Annotated in this window: 18 protein-coding genes and 1 tRNA gene; 2 read left to right on the plus strand and 17 right to left on the minus strand. The window is 59.1% G+C overall.

All coding sequences use genetic code 11. The annotated features are described in order from the left end of the window. Positions 1–97: 97 nt before the first annotated feature. From L6758_RS04915 to L6758_RS04975, 13 genes are all read right to left on the minus strand, one after another. Positions 98–1,579, minus strand: a complete 1,482-nt coding sequence (locus L6758_RS04915; RefSeq protein ID WP_237194760.1) for a glycoside hydrolase family 32 protein — start codon at positions 1,577–1,579, stop codon at positions 98–100. A 150-nt stretch (positions 1,580–1,729) separates the two neighbouring features. After that, entirely contained in the window at positions 1,730–2,752 is a 1,023-nt protein-coding gene (locus L6758_RS04920; RefSeq protein ID WP_237194762.1) for an endonuclease/exonuclease/phosphatase family protein, read from the minus strand. Positions 2,753–2,884: 132 nt separating this feature from the next. After that, on the minus strand, positions 2,885–3,262 hold the full coding sequence (gene rplL / locus L6758_RS04925; protein ID WP_185174250.1) for a 50S ribosomal protein L7/L12: 378 nt from the start codon (positions 3,260–3,262) through the stop codon (positions 2,885–2,887). Positions 3,263–3,382: 120 nt separating this feature from the next. Then, positions 3,383–3,892, minus strand: a complete 510-nt coding sequence (rplJ, locus tag L6758_RS04930) for a 50S ribosomal protein L10 (RefSeq protein ID WP_237204757.1) — start codon at positions 3,890–3,892, stop codon at positions 3,383–3,385. Between the two features lie 239 nt (positions 3,893–4,131). After that, a complete protein-coding gene (locus tag L6758_RS04935; RefSeq protein ID WP_237204756.1) occupies positions 4,132–5,190 on the minus strand; it encodes an ABC transporter ATP-binding protein in 1,059 nt (352 codons plus the stop codon). 155 nt (positions 5,191–5,345) lie between these two features. Further along, positions 5,346–6,257 carry a hypothetical protein gene (locus L6758_RS04940; protein WP_237204755.1) on the minus strand — a complete coding sequence of 304 codons (912 nt, stop codon included), beginning with the start codon at positions 6,255–6,257 and terminating at the stop codon, positions 5,346–5,348. A 255-nt stretch (positions 6,258–6,512) separates the two neighbouring features. Next, the gene (locus L6758_RS04945) at positions 6,513–6,989 is read right to left on the minus strand and encodes a hypothetical protein (protein WP_237204754.1); all 477 of its coding nucleotides are present in this window, start codon (positions 6,987–6,989) and stop codon (positions 6,513–6,515) included. Then, positions 6,982–7,563 carry a DUF2599 domain-containing protein gene (locus L6758_RS04950; protein ID WP_237204753.1) on the minus strand — a complete coding sequence of 194 codons (582 nt, stop codon included), beginning with the start codon at positions 7,561–7,563 and terminating at the stop codon, positions 6,982–6,984. The genes L6758_RS04945 and L6758_RS04950 overlap by 8 nt, the downstream gene beginning before the upstream one ends. Positions 7,564–7,906: 343 nt before the next feature. Continuing rightward, entirely contained in the window at positions 7,907–8,599 is a 693-nt protein-coding gene (rplA, locus tag L6758_RS04955) for a 50S ribosomal protein L1 (protein ID WP_185174246.1), read from the minus strand. 140 nt (positions 8,600–8,739) lie between these two features. Then, positions 8,740–9,171 carry a 50S ribosomal protein L11 gene (rplK, locus tag L6758_RS04960; protein WP_135012423.1) on the minus strand — a complete coding sequence of 144 codons (432 nt, stop codon included), beginning with the start codon at positions 9,169–9,171 and terminating at the stop codon, positions 8,740–8,742. A gap of 397 nt (positions 9,172–9,568) precedes the next feature. Further along, complete coding sequence (nusG, locus tag L6758_RS04965) at positions 9,569–10,315, minus strand: transcription termination/antitermination protein NusG (RefSeq protein WP_237204752.1); 747 nt, start codon at positions 10,313–10,315, stop codon at positions 9,569–9,571. A 104-nt stretch (positions 10,316–10,419) separates the two neighbouring features. After that, entirely contained in the window at positions 10,420–10,683 is a 264-nt protein-coding gene (gene secE, locus L6758_RS04970; RefSeq protein WP_237194772.1) for a preprotein translocase subunit SecE, read from the minus strand. A 75-nt stretch (positions 10,684–10,758) separates the two neighbouring features. Then, a tRNA-Trp gene (locus L6758_RS04975) sits at positions 10,759–10,831 on the minus strand. 251 nt (positions 10,832–11,082) lie between these two features. On the opposite strand from L6758_RS04975, the gene L6758_RS04980 reads away from it, so the two are divergent. Together L6758_RS04980 and L6758_RS04985 are read left to right on the plus strand one after the other, a co-directional pair. Beyond that, on the plus strand, positions 11,083–12,285 hold the full coding sequence (locus tag L6758_RS04980; RefSeq protein WP_237204751.1) for a pyridoxal phosphate-dependent aminotransferase: 1,203 nt from the start codon (positions 11,083–11,085) through the stop codon (positions 12,283–12,285). A 401-nt stretch (positions 12,286–12,686) separates the two neighbouring features. Continuing rightward, complete coding sequence (locus tag L6758_RS04985; RefSeq protein WP_237194775.1) at positions 12,687–13,718, plus strand: 6-phosphofructokinase; 1,032 nt, start codon at positions 12,687–12,689, stop codon at positions 13,716–13,718. Between the two features lie 81 nt (positions 13,719–13,799). Here L6758_RS04985 and L6758_RS04990 read toward each other — a convergent pair whose 3' ends face one another. From L6758_RS04990 to L6758_RS05005, 4 genes are all read right to left on the minus strand, one after another. Further along, a complete protein-coding gene (locus tag L6758_RS04990; RefSeq protein WP_237194777.1) occupies positions 13,800–14,057 on the minus strand; it encodes a hypothetical protein in 258 nt (85 codons plus the stop codon). 26 nt (positions 14,058–14,083) lie between these two features. After that, a complete protein-coding gene (locus tag L6758_RS04995) occupies positions 14,084–14,638 on the minus strand; it encodes a hypothetical protein (protein WP_237194778.1) in 555 nt (184 codons plus the stop codon). A 271-nt stretch (positions 14,639–14,909) separates the two neighbouring features. After that, complete coding sequence (ygfZ, locus tag L6758_RS05000) at positions 14,910–16,052, minus strand: CAF17-like 4Fe-4S cluster assembly/insertion protein YgfZ (protein WP_237204750.1); 1,143 nt, start codon at positions 16,050–16,052, stop codon at positions 14,910–14,912. After that, positions 16,052–16,717 carry an FABP family protein gene (locus tag L6758_RS05005; protein ID WP_237184887.1) on the minus strand — a complete coding sequence of 222 codons (666 nt, stop codon included), beginning with the start codon at positions 16,715–16,717 and terminating at the stop codon, positions 16,052–16,054. Before L6758_RS05005 ends, ygfZ begins: the two co-directional genes overlap by 1 nt. Positions 16,718–16,773: the final 56 nt, after the last annotated feature.

The following is a 16,773-nucleotide window of genomic DNA, read 5'->3' on the forward strand; positions in this document are numbered from 1 at the left end:
CGTCGACAACCTGTGAGACAGGTCTTACTGTTTCCTGTCGGTGCCAGGTCACGGAAAATTTTTCGCCCCGTGCACTAAGGCACCGGCGCCATTTACCCTAGTCTTCTACAAGCCGGGCAGCTTCGAGGCTCAGCACGGCTGCCTCATCAGCTAGCAGGCGGACGGTACGCTTACTGCCGGTGAAGTAGGTGCGGGCTGAGAAGACGGCCGCTCCCCCATCGACAAAGAGCTCGGTACCGGAGGCATCGACCAGCAGGTCAAAGGTGCGGGTGGTGGCCTTCTCAAGGGTGCGGTGGCGTTCTGCCCCGCCCACGGTGTAACGGCTACCGGTGCGGTCCAGGTGGGCTCCATCCTCACTCAGGGTCAGAGCCAGAGCCTGGCCTGCGGCGTCCTCAACGATAATCTGCACAGGGCTAGCCACCTCAACTTCACCGCGCAGGCGCCAGACGCGGGCGTCCGACAGTTCTACAATCTCGCCATGAGCTGCGGGTTTAACCGGGGCGGGTGCCAGGGCGCTATCAAGCTGATCCACGGGGTTCTGGTAGATACGGCCAGCACGCAGGGTGAGGCGGCGGGGGTAGGTCTGCATGTGTACCCAGTGGTTGTCCCAGGAGGGGTGGTCGTCCTGGTCGGCGTTGCCGAACCAGCCCTGGAGCACAGCATGGGAGCCGTCCTGCCCCACTCCGTGGAAGCACTGGGGGGCATAGAACTCGGTGCCAGCGTCCAGCTCGGTGAAGGGGGTGGTGACCTCAAAATGGGTGCCGGTGAGGGTGCCCACGATGTAGCCGGTCTGGAAGATGTTGTTGTACTTCTCCCCGTCGGCCTCCATACCCTGGGGGCTGAAAATCAGCACGTCCTTGAGCTCGCCGGTTTCTTCATCGCGCAGCTGAATCAGGCCGGGGCACTCGTACATATAGCCCAGCTTGGCCAGGGCCGGGTCTGAGAAAGTGATTTCGCCGTCGAAGGTCCAGGTGCGGCGGTCCGGTGAGGAGTAGAGCACCACGGCCCCGGTTTCGTCCTCGCGCTGGGCACCGATCACGGCGTAGAAGGTGCCGTCGCGCTCCACTACGTGGGGGTCGCGGTAGTGGGCGGTGTAGCCAGATTCGGGGCCGTTGATAAAGACCTCTTGCTTGGTGAAGGTCTTGCCCTGGTCAGGGGAGGTAAAGAGCACCTGGTAGGCTTCACGGTTGCCGTCGGCGTCCTTCACGTTGCCGGTGTAGAAGAACTCAAAGGTGCCGTCCTCACCCACGAAGCCGGAGCCGGAGTAGCAGCCGTTCTTGTCAAACCAGTCGGTGGGGGCAATGGCGGTGCCGCGGTCCTGCCAGTGGGTCAGGTCGTCGCTGGTGGCGTAGCGCCAGAATACGGCACGGGTGGGGTGTACCGGTGAGTACTGGTAGAAGGCATGGTAGGTACCCTCATGGTAGATCAGCCCGTTGGGGTCGTTAAGGCGGCCAACGGGGGGTGCCAGGTGCAGGGCCGGGTAGTCGGGGTCGGTGCGGACCTGCTCATGGTAGGTGGCATAGGCTTGCTCAGCAGCGGCGAGTAGTTCGGCGGCGTCCGGACGTCCGGGCTTAGTCACGCGGGGCTCCTTGGGTGGGGTGCGGTGGGGGCTCTGTCAATCGTTTGTCATATCCAGCTTACCCCTCTGCCCTCCTTCTAGGTCCGGGGTACCAGCGTGCAGGGCAGACCGGCAAATATTCCAGATTGTGCTATGTGCTAGCCCACGTGCCTACCCGCAGAGTCCTACGAGGGCGTTCACTGCCAGGTGGTCAGATTCACCCACCTGCTGGTAGGTCACTTCTTCACCGCGAGCAGGTGGACCCTGCATCACTATGACGTGATCAATAGGGGCTCTCATTCCCAGCACCCCGCCCACCGGCCAGGTGCCCTCTATCTGGTCAGTAGCCAAGGCGGCGTCCGCCCCCAGCAGTGAGCCAGCCCCCGCGTAGCTGGCCAAGCTGCCGTGCAGCAGGGTCGCGTTGAAGTCACCGGCTATCAGGTCGAGGCTCCCCTCATCGCGGGCCAGCCGGTCAATCGTAGCGAGATCTTCACGCCACTGCTGCATATAGATAGGGACGGGCGGGGCGGTATGCACCGCTAGTAGCTGGGGCTGCCCGCTGGCCTGGTTTTCAGGAGTCAGCAGAAGGGCCCCGAAGGTCATGGGCACTTCCTGCGCGGTGTAGGAGCCCAGCCTGTCGCTCACCAGGGTCAGGGTTGGGGCAATATGGGGCTTTTGGCTCGTGGATGCAAAGACCTGGTAGCCCGGTACCCCACCAGCTAGAGCGGGCGTGTCGGGTGAGACTTCGGGGAGCACCAGAAAATCCGGTTGATCAGCCAGTAGCCGGGCCAGGCTCTGGTCGGTGAGGGTGTCGAGGGCGTTATAGATGGTGACCCGGTAGGGCTGCATATTGGCGCACCCGATGGCGGGCACCCCGCGTGCCTGGTAGCGTGCAGCCCCGTAGGGGTCAATCACCGCCAGCAGGCTAGAAGCGGCACAGGCTAGTGCCGTCAGCCCGGCGAGGCAGCGGGTGATTGTGCTGGTTCTAGAGCGCAGGGCTACCAGCAGGGCCGCTATCAGGACGCCCGCCCCGGCCACCGCAAGCAGGGTGGGGAAGGCCACGGCCTGGGCTATAACCAGGCGGGTGGTCAGCCAGGAGGTGACCGGGTGCCCCGGCCACACCAGGATAGCCAGCCAGGCCAGAGCACCGGCCAGCAACAGACACCAGAATGCACGAATCAGAGTCTTACCCATGACCCCAGCCTAACCAAAACCAGCAGGCAGGGGAAGAGGTGAGGGCGGCGTCCGTCCTTAAACAAAAAGCCGCAAGGGCGGCAACCCGTAACGGGTGCCGCCCCTGCGCCAAAGATAAGAAAAGTAAGAAACTTACTTGAGGGTGACGGTTGCGCCAGCGCCTTCGAGAGCTTCCTTAGCCTTCTCTGCGTCTTCCTTGGAAACGCCTTCGAGAACGGGCTTGGGAGCGCCGTCAACGAGGTCCTTAGCTTCCTTCAGACCCAGTGAGGTGAGGGCGCGAACTTCCTTAATAACGCCGATCTTCTTGTCGCCAGCTGATTCGAGGATAACGTCGAATTCTGACTGCTCTTCAGCAGCACCAGCGTCGCCACCGGCAGCACCAGCAACAGCAACGGGAGCAGCTGCGGTTACGTCGAATTCTTCTTCGAATGCCTTAACGAATTCGGAAACCTCAACGAGTGACAGTTCCTTGAATGCTTCAATGAGTTCTTCGATTGAAAGCTTAGCCATGAGATTGGCTCCTTCTTTGATTCAGTTGCAAGCCTCAGTATTTCAGCCTGCGAGCTTGAAAATTGTGGGGTGGCCCAGACGAGTGGGCCGAAGTCTGTGCGGTGGGCAGAGACGAGGCGATTACTCGGCCTCGGGCGCTGCACCTTCCTGCTCTTCGAGCTTGATACGCAGAGCGTCAACGGTGCGAGCAACCTTTGCGATTGCGCCCTTTGCGCCGCCTGCGACCTTTGCAAGAAGTACCTCGCGTGATTCGAGGCTTGCAAACTTGTTGATGCCAGCTTCGTCGAGAGCTTCGCCCTCGAAGTAACCGCTCTTAACGATCAGCTGGGGGTTAGCCTTGGCAAAGTCACGCAGACCCTTCGCAGCATCAATGAAGTCGCCCTTGATGAATGCGATTGCGCTGGGGCCGTGGAGCTGACCATCGAATGCGTCGATGCCAACTTCCTTAGCCGCGATAGCGGTCAGAGTGTTCTTTACCACGGCGTACTCGGTCTCAGTACCCAGTGCACGACGAAGTTCCTTCATCTGTGCAACGGTGAGACCACGGTACTCGGTGAGAATTACGCCGTTTGAGGATTCAAGGAGTTCCTTGATCTCAGAGACGGCAGCAATCTTATCCTGTGTTGCCATGGTGTTCCTTCCAGTTCTTATCCCGCCAGGCCAACAAAAAATGCCCCGACGCGCAGGCATCGAGGCATAATACAAGCCCAGCAAAAACTGGTTTGTATTCTGTTATCGGCACCTACGCAGGTGGGCTGGTTAGCCCTTATCGTACCTGTAAAAGGCACAGACCGGCGGTCTTTGGTTACTTCATCTAACCACGGTTAGCGGGGCTCTGGCAAGTTAAAACCGGGTTTAAGGGTGCTTAATCACTTAAATACGTGCAGAGCACCTGGTCGGAGTTTCAAGTAGAGAGCCTGCTCCGCACCTACCGGGGTTTCTGGCAGCACAGCCGTGAGCGGGCTACCGGCGGGAATGGTCACGGCACCATCCGGGTGTGGCAGCTCTACCGCCCGAGTGGTTTCAAGGCTAAAACGGTTCCCTGCCGTATGGGCGAGTACGCCCAGCACCCGTACAGGTAGGGCCCCCGGACTAGCGGCGTCCGCTCGCTTAAAGCCGTGGGCGGAGATACCGGCCGGTATTGCCCGCCCATCCCGTTCTACCTCTAGCTCGTTGTAGAGCGGGTGCAGCAGGCGGGCAACCTGCGCGGACGCCGGTGCGGCCAGTACCTGCCCCGGGGCGGCAACCTGGGCCAGGCGTCCGCCCTCTAGCACCGCAAGCTGCTGGCCCATCGCGAGGGCTTCGTCGGGGTTGTGGGTGACGTAGATACCCGTAAACCCCAGCTGGCGGTGCAGGGTCACCAGGTCGGCGCGGATGGCTTCGCTCAGGTGCTCGTCCACGCTGGAGAGCGGCTCGTCGAAGAGAACCAGGGTGGGCTTACGCACCAGGGCCCGGGCGATACCGGCCCGCTGGGCCTGGCCGCCCGATAGTTGCGCCGGCCTCTTGCGCAGGTGCTCCCCCAGCCCCAGGGTATCGACGAGGGAAAGGTAGTGGTCGCGGTCCAGCTGCTTCTGGGCGCGCAGGCGCTGGGCAAAGAGGATGTTCTCTTCCAGGCTCAGGTGGGGGTAGAGCACGGGTTTTTGGAAGACGAACCCCACCGGCGCTCCCCCTGCCTGCCGGGGCTTGTCTGTTCCCTTGATGTGGCGCCCTCCCCCAACGCCTACCGGCTGGTTCCCGAAGAGGACGCTACCGGCGTCCGCCTGTTCCAGCCCAGCAATAATGCGCAGCAGGGTAGATTTACCCGACCCCGATTCCCCCACCAGGGAAAGCAGGCTGCCACCGGGCACGGTCAGGTCGATGCCGCCAAGCACGGCGGACGCACCAAACAGCTTGGTCAGGCCGGTGATGGTGAGGGCGGGGCTGGTCATGACCTCTATTATGCCCGACGGTTGCACGGTATGCCCTAACCGTAGCCTTCCCACCACAGCGCAACCCTGATTCGACCGAGCGTGGGCCTTATCGCTGAGCGTGCACCTATCTGCGGCACGCTCGGCGATAAGGCGCACACTCGTTAGGGAAGCAGTTAGCCTCGTGCCTGCTCAATGCGGTCATCGGGGTAGATAATCTCACCCTGCTCTACCAAATCTCGAATTGAACCGGGCAGGTTCTCGCCGCTGAAACCGGGAAGTAGCCCGGCATCAGCTTCTCTGCCCCACACCGTGGGCGCCAAGTCTCGGCCCCATTTGAGGACGCCACCCCCTCTATGAATCTTCGCGGTATAGCCGATACTAGGGGCAGACGCCCCCGGGTGGGCTGGTCTGTCGCTTACTGTATCGGGGTGGACTACCTGTACTAGACGGTTAAGCGGTGGCAGGGGCTCCTCATCGTCGGTTTGCTGCGCGAGGTGCTCTGTATACCAGGTGCAATCTTCGCTGTGCTCTACTGCGAACCAGTGGGGCAGGTGGCGTTCAAAGTTATGGTCGGTGATGGTTAGTTCTTCACTCAGGAGTTGTGGCAGGTCCCAGGTGATAACCTGCCCTTCTTCGATGGTCTCAGGTGCTTTGGCCGGGGCCTGAGCCAGGTACTCAATCAGGGTTTTCACATGTGGGTGTAGCCAGTGGCCGGGGTCTTGTTCGTCCCAGCGGATTTCGCCGGTGCGGGTCAGCAGCCCCTGCGAGATGAGTTTGCCGGCGCGGTCTTCGAAGCGGGAGTACGCTTCAAACTGATACATCGGCTCGCCGTCCCCACGTTCGTCTGCAGGCCCCAGGGCGGAGATATTAATGCGCATTTCGCTCTCAAGGGGTCCACCAGCATAGTTATAGATGGTGTAGTCGGTGGGAAAGTCCCCCTCGTACAGGGTTTCTAGGCGGTAGAGAAAGACGGTTTGACTCACCGGTTCTTGCAGGGCAAGCAGGCCGGGGTAGAGCGACTTTTCATCGCGATAGGCGGGCAGGTCGGACGGACGCGGGTAGGGGTAGTAGGCGACACGGTACACGGGGCGGGGCCTCCAATCATCTTTGATAGGGGTGTGCTCTTGAACACAAGAATAGCTGGCTGTGCCTGCGAAAGCTAGACCCGGGCATCCGCTCACCCCGCCCTTGCCCTGCCCCCGTCACAACAAAAAGCAGGCTCCCCGCGACACATGCGGGGAGCCTGCCTTGTTTAACCGTTAGGGTCTAAGAAACTTAGGCTACGGTGGTGGGGCCTATCAGGGAGGAGTGCTCTACACGCTAAATCAGGCGTTCAATGCTTATAGAGGATATCCAGCTTTGCCAGCCGCTATCGAAACCACAAATTTTCCTGCACCGTTGGGAGTTTCCCAGGTTCCATTTGAAACATAGATTTCATGAGTGGTTGCTTTCCCCTCACAGATATAAGGAATTGCAACTGAAATCGTGCCATCTAACTTCCTACTTTTTACGTCTTCTACTTCCTGTGTCGCTAAATCGCATGTATCCGGTAAACCTACTGCTTTCTTAAGGTCATCAATAGTTGCTATTGAAACTGTTGAATCAGCGAAGACATCGTACAGAGAGGTAGAACTATCGAAATCTTCTTTATCTAGCGTGTATGCGAAAGCTAAAGCAACTTCTTCTGGAGTAGATTCGTAGGGGCTTGCAGCAATTTTAGAATAAGTCACTATAGCGCTAAAACTGCTGCAGATAAAAATGAGGAAACCAAGGGTTACTATACTGAGTACACCTACGAGATACTTATACTTATGCATAACGGCTACCTCCCGGGTTATATTGGTCAACCAAGTTCAGTTGCTGCCACCAGGGCCTATAGGGCAACCAGGATTCCATATTATAATCTTCTCTCTCGAAAAGGTTACCAGCGACATGGCAGAGATACTGTTCTCGGATAGTTGGTGTTATCCGCCCCCGTGCGGTCTTCGAGACAAGTTCATCAACATGTGCCTTATGTGTCGCGACTCCACTAAAAGCCCTGCCCCAACTAGTGGCTACAACATTTACCTTGTAGCCTTCACGATGGTTAGTTACCCAGACGCGGCTAATCAAATCCCGTCCTAGCCAAGGGTCAGCTGTCACAGGATACGCTACGCTCTCCTGCCCCCGATGCTCTACAACCTGAACCAAAGTAGATCCCCGAATCTCATAATGAGTCGGTACGTCCACTCCCTCGGCGTCCTTAGCCCAAGGAGCAGCAACACCAGCCATAAAATTCCCCTCAGCATCTTCTACAAGAACAAGACCGCCCTCAAGAATCTCCATGCTGGCGCCTTCCGGCAAATCAAAATCATAAACGTATTCCTTAAAGGCAGAGGAATCAGCAATCATAGTTACCATCTGCACAGAGCTATCTTGGCTCCTTGGAACTGAACTATCAGCTGAAGCAGGTGCAAGACCTACTCCACCAATCAACACAGCGCCAACCGCACAGATACTAAAAGCAGAACGGGGGGGGTAAAAGGGACATCTTTATCTCTTTTCTCTAACATGCCAGACTCCTTGATGGGGCTGGTTGATAAGTAGCCTATAGCCAGGGTGCAGGAAAAACCAGAGTTATTCTGTCACTAGACCAAAGAGAGTACTTAAGTACTTTTCTTTAATCTGAAAAAGCAAGCTCCCCGCACGTATGCGCGGAGAGCCTGCCTTGTTTAACCGTTAGGGTCTAAGAAACTTAGGCTACGGTTGAGGGGTCAACGGGAACGCCAGGACCGAAGGTGGTGGCGATGGTTGCCTTTGAGATGTAACGGCCCTTAGCTGATGAGGGCTTGAGGCGGTTAACCTCTTCGAGAGCTGCTTCGAAGTTCTCGGTCAGCTGCTCAGCGGTGAAGGAAGCCTTACCGATGATGAAGTGCAGGTTTGAGTTGCGGTCAACGCGGAAGTCGATCTTACCGCCCTTGATGTCTGCAACTGCCTTAGCAACGTCCATGGTGACGGTGCCGGTCTTGGGGTTGGGCATGAGGTTACGGGGACCCAGAACCTTACCCAGACGGCCAACCTTGCCCATCATGTCGGGGGTTGCAACTGCTGCGTCGAAGTCGGTCCAGCCGCCAGCGATCTTTGCGATCAGGTCGTCTGAGCCAACGAAGTCAGCGCCAGCTGCTTCTGCTGCTTCAGCCTTTTCGCCGGCTGCGATAACTACAACGCGGGCGGTCTTACCGGTGCCGTTGGGCAGGTTGACGGTACCGCGTACCATCTGGTCTGCCTTGCGGGGGTCAACGCCGAGTCGCAGTGCGACCTCAACGGTTGAGTTGGGCTTGTCTGCCGCGATATCCTTTGCTACTGCAATAGCCTCGGCGGGTGCGTAGAGCTTGTCCGCTTCGATCTTGGCTACAGCTGCCTGGTACGCCTTGCTGCGCTTTGCCATCTGCTTTTCTCCTTTGCAGGTGTGGTCTTTGGTGAGCCGCGCTCGGCTCTGCCACATGCCTCCCGGGTGGGAGACTCTAACAATTGTCTTTGGGTGAGGTGTGAACCTCGGTTCCCCGCGGTGGGCGGGGTGGAAGGGTTTTAGCCTTCGACGGTGATGCCCATGGAGCGGGCGGTGCCGGCGATGATCTTCGCTGCGGCGTCGATGTCGTTAGCGTTGAGGTCTTCCATCTTGGTCTGGGCGATTTCCTTGACCTGGTCCAGGGTCAGTGAGCCGACCTTCTGGGTGTGGGGTACGCCGGAGCCCTTAGCAACGCCAGCTGCCTTCTTGATGAGCTGTGCTGCGGGAGGGGTCTTGGTGATGAAGGTGAAGGAGCGGTCCTCGTAGACGGTGATTTCTACGGGGATGATGTTGCCGCGCTGGGATTCGGTGGCTGCGTTGTAGGCCTTGCAGAATTCCATGATGTTGACGCCGTGTGCACCGAGTGCGGGGCCAACGGGGGGCGCGGGGTTAGCGGCGCCTGCCTGGATCTGCAGCTTGATGAGGCCTGCGACCTTCTTCTTGGGAGCCATTTGTGTTTGGTCCTTTTCTTAGCTGGTGGACCGGCACACAGGAGTATGTACCGGGCGGTGGTGCTGCCATGGCGGCGGCTGCACCGTGTAGGGGCACACCGGCGTGGGTGCGCACATACAGTCTTCTATCTTAGTACGGTCTGGGCTTTAAAGCTATTGCGGTGCGGACGTCCGCCCCTGGGTGCTTGCTCACAGGCGCGCGTAGGTGCGGGGTTAGGTCGACTGTGCAAACGCCCTCACGATAGACTCCCCCGCATTTATTCTGGTTTACCCGCAACTAGTTGCGGGTAAACCAGAATAAATGCGGAAAATTTTAGTAGCCCTCCCCCACTTTTGAACGAAAACAAAAGGGCCGCCCCACATCAAGCGGGGCGGCCTGTAACCGGTCTGACCGGTGTTACATCTTGGTGACCTGTGAGAAGTTCAGGGTCACGGGGGTCTCGCGTTCGAAGACGGAAATCAGCACAACCATGGATGAAGCTGCTGCGTTGATCTCTGAGATGGTTGCGGGCATGCCCTCGAAGGGGCCTTCCTTAACGGTGACGGCCTCACCAATCTCAAAGCCGGTCTCGACGGCGGGTGCAGCCTTGGGAGCGGCGCCTGCTTCTGCCTGCTCAGCCTCAAAGACGGGAGCCAGCATGTCGACAACCTCATCAAGACGCAGGGGAACCGGGTTGTAGGCGTCCTGCCCCACGAAGCCGGTCACACCGGGGGTGTGGCGCACAACGCCCCAGCTCTCGTCGGTCAGATTCATGCGCACCAGAGCGTAGCCGGGCACGCGCACGCGACGAACCAGCTTCTTGGTGGTGTTCTTGACCTCCATGACCTCTTCCATGGGGACCTGAACCTCAAAGATGTCGTCTTCAGCGTTCATGGTCTGGGCACGGGATTCGAGGTTGGCCTTAACCTTATTCTCGTAGCCGGCGTAGGTGTGAATGACGAACCATTCACCTTCCTGGCGGCGCAGCTTAGCCTTGAATTCTTCGAGCGGGTCAACGGCGGGCTCACCGGCTTCTTCAGCTTCGGTGACTTCTTCAACGACCTCAGCGGCTGCTACTTCAACAGCCTCGTGGCCCTCGTCGGTTGCCTGCTCTGCAGGTTCTACGACCTCTTCGGTTTCAGGTGCAACTTCCTGCTCGGACACGCTTTCCTGCTTTCGTCATTGGGGTTTACTTGAGGGCACATAGACCCTTACATTCACAAAAGATTCTACGGGCTAGGCCGCCATCGGCCTAGCTGTCGGAGCTACTAGTTGATGCCGTTACCAAAAATCCAGAAGGCTCCCTGACCAAAAACGTAATCTAGGCCCGAGATGAAGAGCATCATAAAAGCAACAAAGAAAAGAACAATAATCACGTACTGCACCAGTTCTTTACCGGTGGGGGTGGTGACTTTTTTGAGTTCTGCGATAACTTCGCGCAAGAACTGGAAAATACGGCCGAAGAAGCCCAGCTTCTTCTCTGCGCCTGGTTCTTCAGAATCGGCGGTCCTGGCGGCGATTGATTTAGCCATGGTAGGCCCGCCCCTTTCTAGACTCATCATGAACATCAACTGTTCGATTGACAAATAAACCTGTGAGGCTTGAAGCAGGGCGGACAGGACTCGAACCTGCAACCTGCGGTTTTGGAGACCGCTGCTCTACCAATTGAGCCACCGCCCTTTGAAGGTTACCCCTTCAAGGAGGCTTGAAACCTTTACGGGCACAAACCTAAAGCTGTTCGGTTGCGAACAACGTTATCTACTGTAGAACAAATTTTTTGCTTTGGCAATTTGGTGCGCGCCAGCCCCTCTCCCAGCTGCCGTCCGCCCTATGATTTAAGGGGTAGGTGCCAGCCGCCGCGCTGGCGTCCGCGCCCTTCATTTGCCCCACCCCGACGGTCCTGCCCGCAGGACGGAAGCGAGAACCTCACCATGACTGCCCGCGTATCACGCCGCATCGGCGCTATCGCCCCCTCGGCCACCCTGGTCGTTGACGCTAAAGCTAAGGCCCTGAAGGCACAAGGACGCCCGGTGATCGGCTTCGGTGCGGGCGAGCCCGACTTCCCCACCCCCGACTACATCGTGGACGCCGCCCGCAAGGCCCTCGATGACCCCGCTAACTTCCGCTACACCCAGGCTGCTGGTCTACCCGCCCTCAAGCAGGCAATCGTTGAGAAGACCAAGCGCGATTCCGGTATCGATATCGATGCCTCCCAGGTGATCGTGACCAACGGTGGCAAGCAGGCCGTCTACCAGGCCTTTGCCACCGTCATTGACGAAGGCGACGACGTGCTGCTACCCGCCCCCTATTGGACCACCTACCCCGAGGCTATCCGCCTGGCCGGTGGCAACCCCATTGAAGTCTTCGCCGGCGCCGACAAGGAATACAAGGTCACCCCCGACATGCTGGAGGAAGCCTACACCCCCGCCACCAAGGCCCTGATTTTCGTATCCCCCTCTAACCCCACCGGCGCGGTCTACACCCCCGAAGAAACCAAGGCCATTGGTGAGTGGGCTCTGGAGAAGGGCATCATCGTGCTCACCGACGAAATCTACGAGCACCTGACCTACGACGGCGTACCCTTCACCTCCATCGTTAAAGCCGTCCCTGCCCTGGCTGAGAACACCGTTATTCTCAACGGCGTTGCTAAGACCTACGCCATGACCGGCTGGCGCGTGGGCTGGATGATTGCCCCCGCCGACATCACCAAGGCGGCAACCAACCTGCAGTCACATATGACCTCTAACGTCAACAACATCGCCCAGCTGGCGGCATTTGAAGCTGTCTCGGGTTCCCTCGACGCCGTCAACGAGATGCATAAGGCCTTCGACCGCCGCCGCAAGACCATCGTTGAGGGGCTTAACGCTATCGAGGGCGTCCACTGCCCCACCCCCAAGGGTGCCTTCTACGCCTACGCCGACGTCACCGGCCTGCTGGGCAAGACCATTGCGGGTAAGACCCCGCAGACCTCCGCTGAGCTTGCCGAAATCATCCTGGAAGAGGCTGAAGTAGCGGTTGTTCCCGGTGAGGCTTTTGGCCCCTCCGGTTACCTGCGCCTGTCCTACGCCCTGGGCGATGAAGACCTCGCCGAAGGCCTGGCCCGCATGCAGAAGCTGTTGGCAACCGCGCAGTAATTTGCCTGACGCGGGTATACAGGCGCGTGCGCCTCAGTGGTACGCAGGACGCCAAGTAAGCGCGGCATATGAACCGCAAGCAAGCTGGCTCGGCGGCTGGCGTGAATCGCACCTGAGCGAAGCGAAGCTGCGAGAGGGTCGCTTGTGAAGGTTCATGTGCCGCGCTATCTGTATATCCGGTGCGCCCGAACCTACTACCTCACCCGACATAAAGTCATCACTGACTCTAACGGCGAGGTTGAAAACATACAGCGCAACCTACCCCACAGCTACCCAACGCAACCCCTCTTTACTACAATAGAAACCAACAAAGACCCACACTTTGGACTGCCTAAACGGGCAGAAACCCAACAGGGTCACCACCATCATTCCCCACCAGGAATAACACAAGGAGTTTCTCCATGAAGATCGGTCTGCTCACCTCCGGCGGCGACTGCCCCGGCCTGAACGCTGTTATCCGTGGCGCTGTGCTCAATGGCGTCAAGACCTACGGCGATGAGTTCGTTGGCTTCCGCGACGGTTGGCGCGGTGTTGTTGAAGGCGACTTCATGGATTTGCCCCGCACCAAGGTTCGTGGCCTGGCCCGTACCGGCGGCACCATCCTGGGTACTTCCCGCACTAACCCCTTCGATGGTCCTAAGGGTGGCCCCGAGAACATCGAGATCATGATGGAACGCAACGGTATCGACGCTATTGTCGCTATCGGTGGCGAGGGTACCCTGGCTGGTGCTAAGCGCCTGGCTGACGCGGGCCTGCCCGTGGTTGGTGTTCCCAAGACTATTGATAACGACCTGCAGGCAACCGACTACACCTTCGGTTTCGATACCGCAGTTTCTATCGCAACCGATGCCCTGGACCGTCTGCGTACCACCGGCGAGTCCCACCACCGCGCCATGGTCGCTGAGGTCATGGGCCGTCACGTTGGTTGGATTGCCCTGCACTCCGGCATGTCCGGTGGCGCCCACGCCATTCTGATTCCCGAGGTCAAGGTCTCCATGGAAGAGGTTTCCGGCTGGGTCAAGGAAGTTCACGACCGCGGTCGCTCCCCCCTGATCGTTGTTGCCGAAGGCTTCATCCCTGAAGGCTTCGACGATGTGATGGCAGGCAAGGGCCAGGAGAAGGACGGCCGCCCCCGCCTGGGCGGTATCGGTGACTGGGTTGCCCAGGAGATCGAGCGCATCACCGGCATTGAAACCCGCAACACCACCCTGGGCCACATCCAGCGCGGTGGCGCCCCTACCGGCTTTGACCGCGTACTTTCCACCCGCCTGGGCATCCAGGTTGTCGACATGATTCACGACAAGGAATGGGGCAAGATGGTTGCCATGCAGGGCACCGAGATCAAGCGTGTTGATTTCGCTGAGGCCCTCAACGGCCTCAAGACCGTTCCGGTTCACCGCTACGAAGAGGCTAAGGTCCTCTTCGGCCGCTAGGCCCTAGAGGCATAAGAGGTCTCCATCCACCGGGGGGGGGTCGGCGGCCCACTTCTTTAGTATCGGTCGGTTTTATGCGCCTTATACGCCCTGTAGGGCGATGACTGCTGGGAGGGTTAGGATTAGCAGGGAGAAGGCCACTGCCCAGCCCCAGGTGCGGGCCAAGAGACTTAGCCCAAGGCCAAGAAGACCCAGCAGGGGTGCAAGAGCCCAGCTATAGCTGGTGGTAAGCCCTCCATAGGTAAAGGCAAGAGCACCTGCCAGAAATATAAAGGCAGCAAGCAGATTGAATTTTTGCCAGCGCGGGGAAGAGAATGTTCCCCACTGATTACCAGTCACGTAAGATACCATCTCTACCACCTTTTCTAAAAAATCGCATTAGGAGCAAAAACTTGCCTAATAGCAATTGCCTTAGCCTTCACCCAGCCTGAGTACTTATTCATCTGTAAGTCAACTGTAATCAAAGCAACTAGCTGACGGTCACAGGTTTTATTGAAATAACCCTTCTCTGCATAACACAGGTCATGAGTGCGACACCGCGTGTCGAGCAAATCAATCGGAGCGCCAGGGCCACTCACCCCTGGGCCGCACCAATTCCCATGAACTGGAAAGCCAATTTGAGGATCATGCCCAGCAAGAGCAGGAAAAGCTCCCCCTCCAAGACGATTTGATACCCCCTGATTGTACGAAATGGCTGACAGCAAAACAACTTCGCTTACATCGTCTGCCCGGGCTCCATCGACATCGAAGTAGTCAATATTGCCAGCTGAATCAAGGACAGCATACTCTAAAAGCTTCTCTGCCAGAATCTCGCTATTATGCGAGCCTCCAGGGGAAGTAATAGCATTTGCTGGCACCATTAGGCCAAACGAAATAGCAATTACTAGAGATACAAGAAAAACATAAAATCGCTTAAACATCGCGACTCCCTAAATTGAAAATTTTTCATTACAAATTGTGAACCTGTGAGCCGTATTACAAATACTTACATGATGAACATCACTTGTCAAGAATCTGTGAAAAATATTTTGGCAACAGAACCAAACCAGTTCCACCTACTACCAACGCTTGGTTCTACCGTCTAAGACCCAAGCAAGAATCCCCCTGCCTCCTTCAACTGACGACCAAGGCCCCTGCGCCCCAGAGAGCAACTCGTGATACGCAGCGGAGGTCACAGCAGAACAGCACTGCCTACCGTAAAAAGTCCCCCATGTTCCGGCGTCCTGCCACCTGGCCGGCGTCCGGAGCGACAATCACGGTCTGGGCGGCGGCGTACTGGCTGGTTGCGGGGTTGCCGTCGGCGTCCGTATCTCCCCCGTCCACCACGCGCAGGGTGGCGGCGGGGTCAACCGAGCGCTTGAGGACGGCCAGGGCGATAGGCCCAGCCTCGTGGTGCAGGGCCACCGAGGTCACGGTGCCCACCTTCTTCTCGCCGTTCATCACGGCAGAACCGGCAGCGGGCAGGGTGTGCTCGGAGCCGTCCAGGTCGAGGAAGGTCAAACGGCGGGGCGGGTGGCCCAGGTTGTGCACGCGGGCCACGGTCTCCTGGCCCTTGTAGCAGCCCTTCTCCAGGTGCACAGCGGTGCGCAGCAGGTCGAGCTCGTGGGGGATGGTCTTCTCATCGGAGTCCACGCCCACGCGCGGCCGCCAGGCCTCAATACGCAGGGCCTCAGCCGCCCATACCCCGGCTAGCTGGGCTCCCTCGATTGCGTCCAGCAGGCGGTGGGCGGGCACGATGGTCAGGTAGCGGCGGTAGGCGGACGCCGGGTGCTCGCCTTCCCCAGCGGACGCGTAGGTGTAGCCCCCGGGGGCAATGCCGGCGCCCCAGGGGTCAGTCCAGACGATGCCGCCTGCCAGCACGGCATCCGCGCCCTCAGCCTCGCGCGGGTCAAGGGTGGCCCCCAGCACCGCGTGGGTTTCGGTGCGGTCGGTAATCTCAACGCGCAGCATGAACTTCATGCGGTTCAAATACTCGGCCAGGGGCGCGGCCTGGTCCCGTTCGGTGATCAGCCAGACCGCGCCGTCCTTCTCAACAGCGAAAGCAGAGAACTCGATACGGCCCTGCGGGGTCAGCAGAAGAAGCTCGGTGGAGTCCCCCTCCCCCAGCCCGGCTAGGACCTGGCTTGAGAGGGTGGTCAGCCAGCTCAGGCGGTCCTCGCCCGCAACCGTCACCACGCCCAGGTTGGAGTGGTCAACCAGAGCAAGCCGGGTACGGCGGGCCAGGGCCCGCTGCTCAGCAACCGGGTCGCCGTAGTGGGCAGCGACCCCGGCGTCCGCCCCGGACGCCGCAAAGGCGCCCGGGCGAGACAGCAGGGGGCTACGGTAGGCAGTCACTACTGGTCACCTGCAAGGTTTTCGCCGCCGAACATGGTGGTACCCAGATCTTCACCGGTCATAGATGAGGTCTTCCGCAGCTCAGCCGAAGCGTGCTTCTCAAGCTTGCGGGTTTCGGGGTTAGCAGTTTCCCAGTCCCACATGAGGTTGCCGTTGACCAGGCCCCAGAGGCGTACAGAACCGGCGTAGTCCTTGGTGATGTCGTCCTTGAGCATGTTGCCGGTCTGCATACGCACCACCGGGCCCTTAATCATGCCCACATAGTTTTCGGTCAGACCACCGGGGTGGGCGATGGTGGCCAGCAGGTTGAAGCCGCCGTCCTCGTTGCGCAGGGACTCAACGGACTCAGCATCCTGGTGCACAGGGACCACGTCAGCAGGCACCAGGCCGGGCCCGACGTCGCCGTCCACCTGAGGGCGGTCAATCTGCCAGAAGCCGGTCTCAACAGTGATGGTGCGCAGCTTCTGGCCCTGGTCATCGAGCAGGAAGCTCTCGGCGCGGTATTCGATAAAGGGCAGGCCGTCCTGGCTGAAGGTAATAATCTGCCCGAAGGGAGTTGATTCTGCCCCCTCGTACCAGAGGGAGCCGGTACCCTCCCAGGTGCCCAGCAGCCAGGAGAAGGGCACGAGTTCGGGGGTAAGGTTGGTGGGAATTTCAATAGCCATACATACCAGTGTAGTGCGGGAGAAGTGCGGGCGGCAGAGGCGTCCCTCTGACGACT

Source organism: Rothia nasimurium, assembly GCF_928382285.1.
Classification (GTDB): Bacteria; Actinomycetota; Actinomycetes; order Actinomycetales; family Micrococcaceae; genus Rothia; species Rothia nasimurium_E.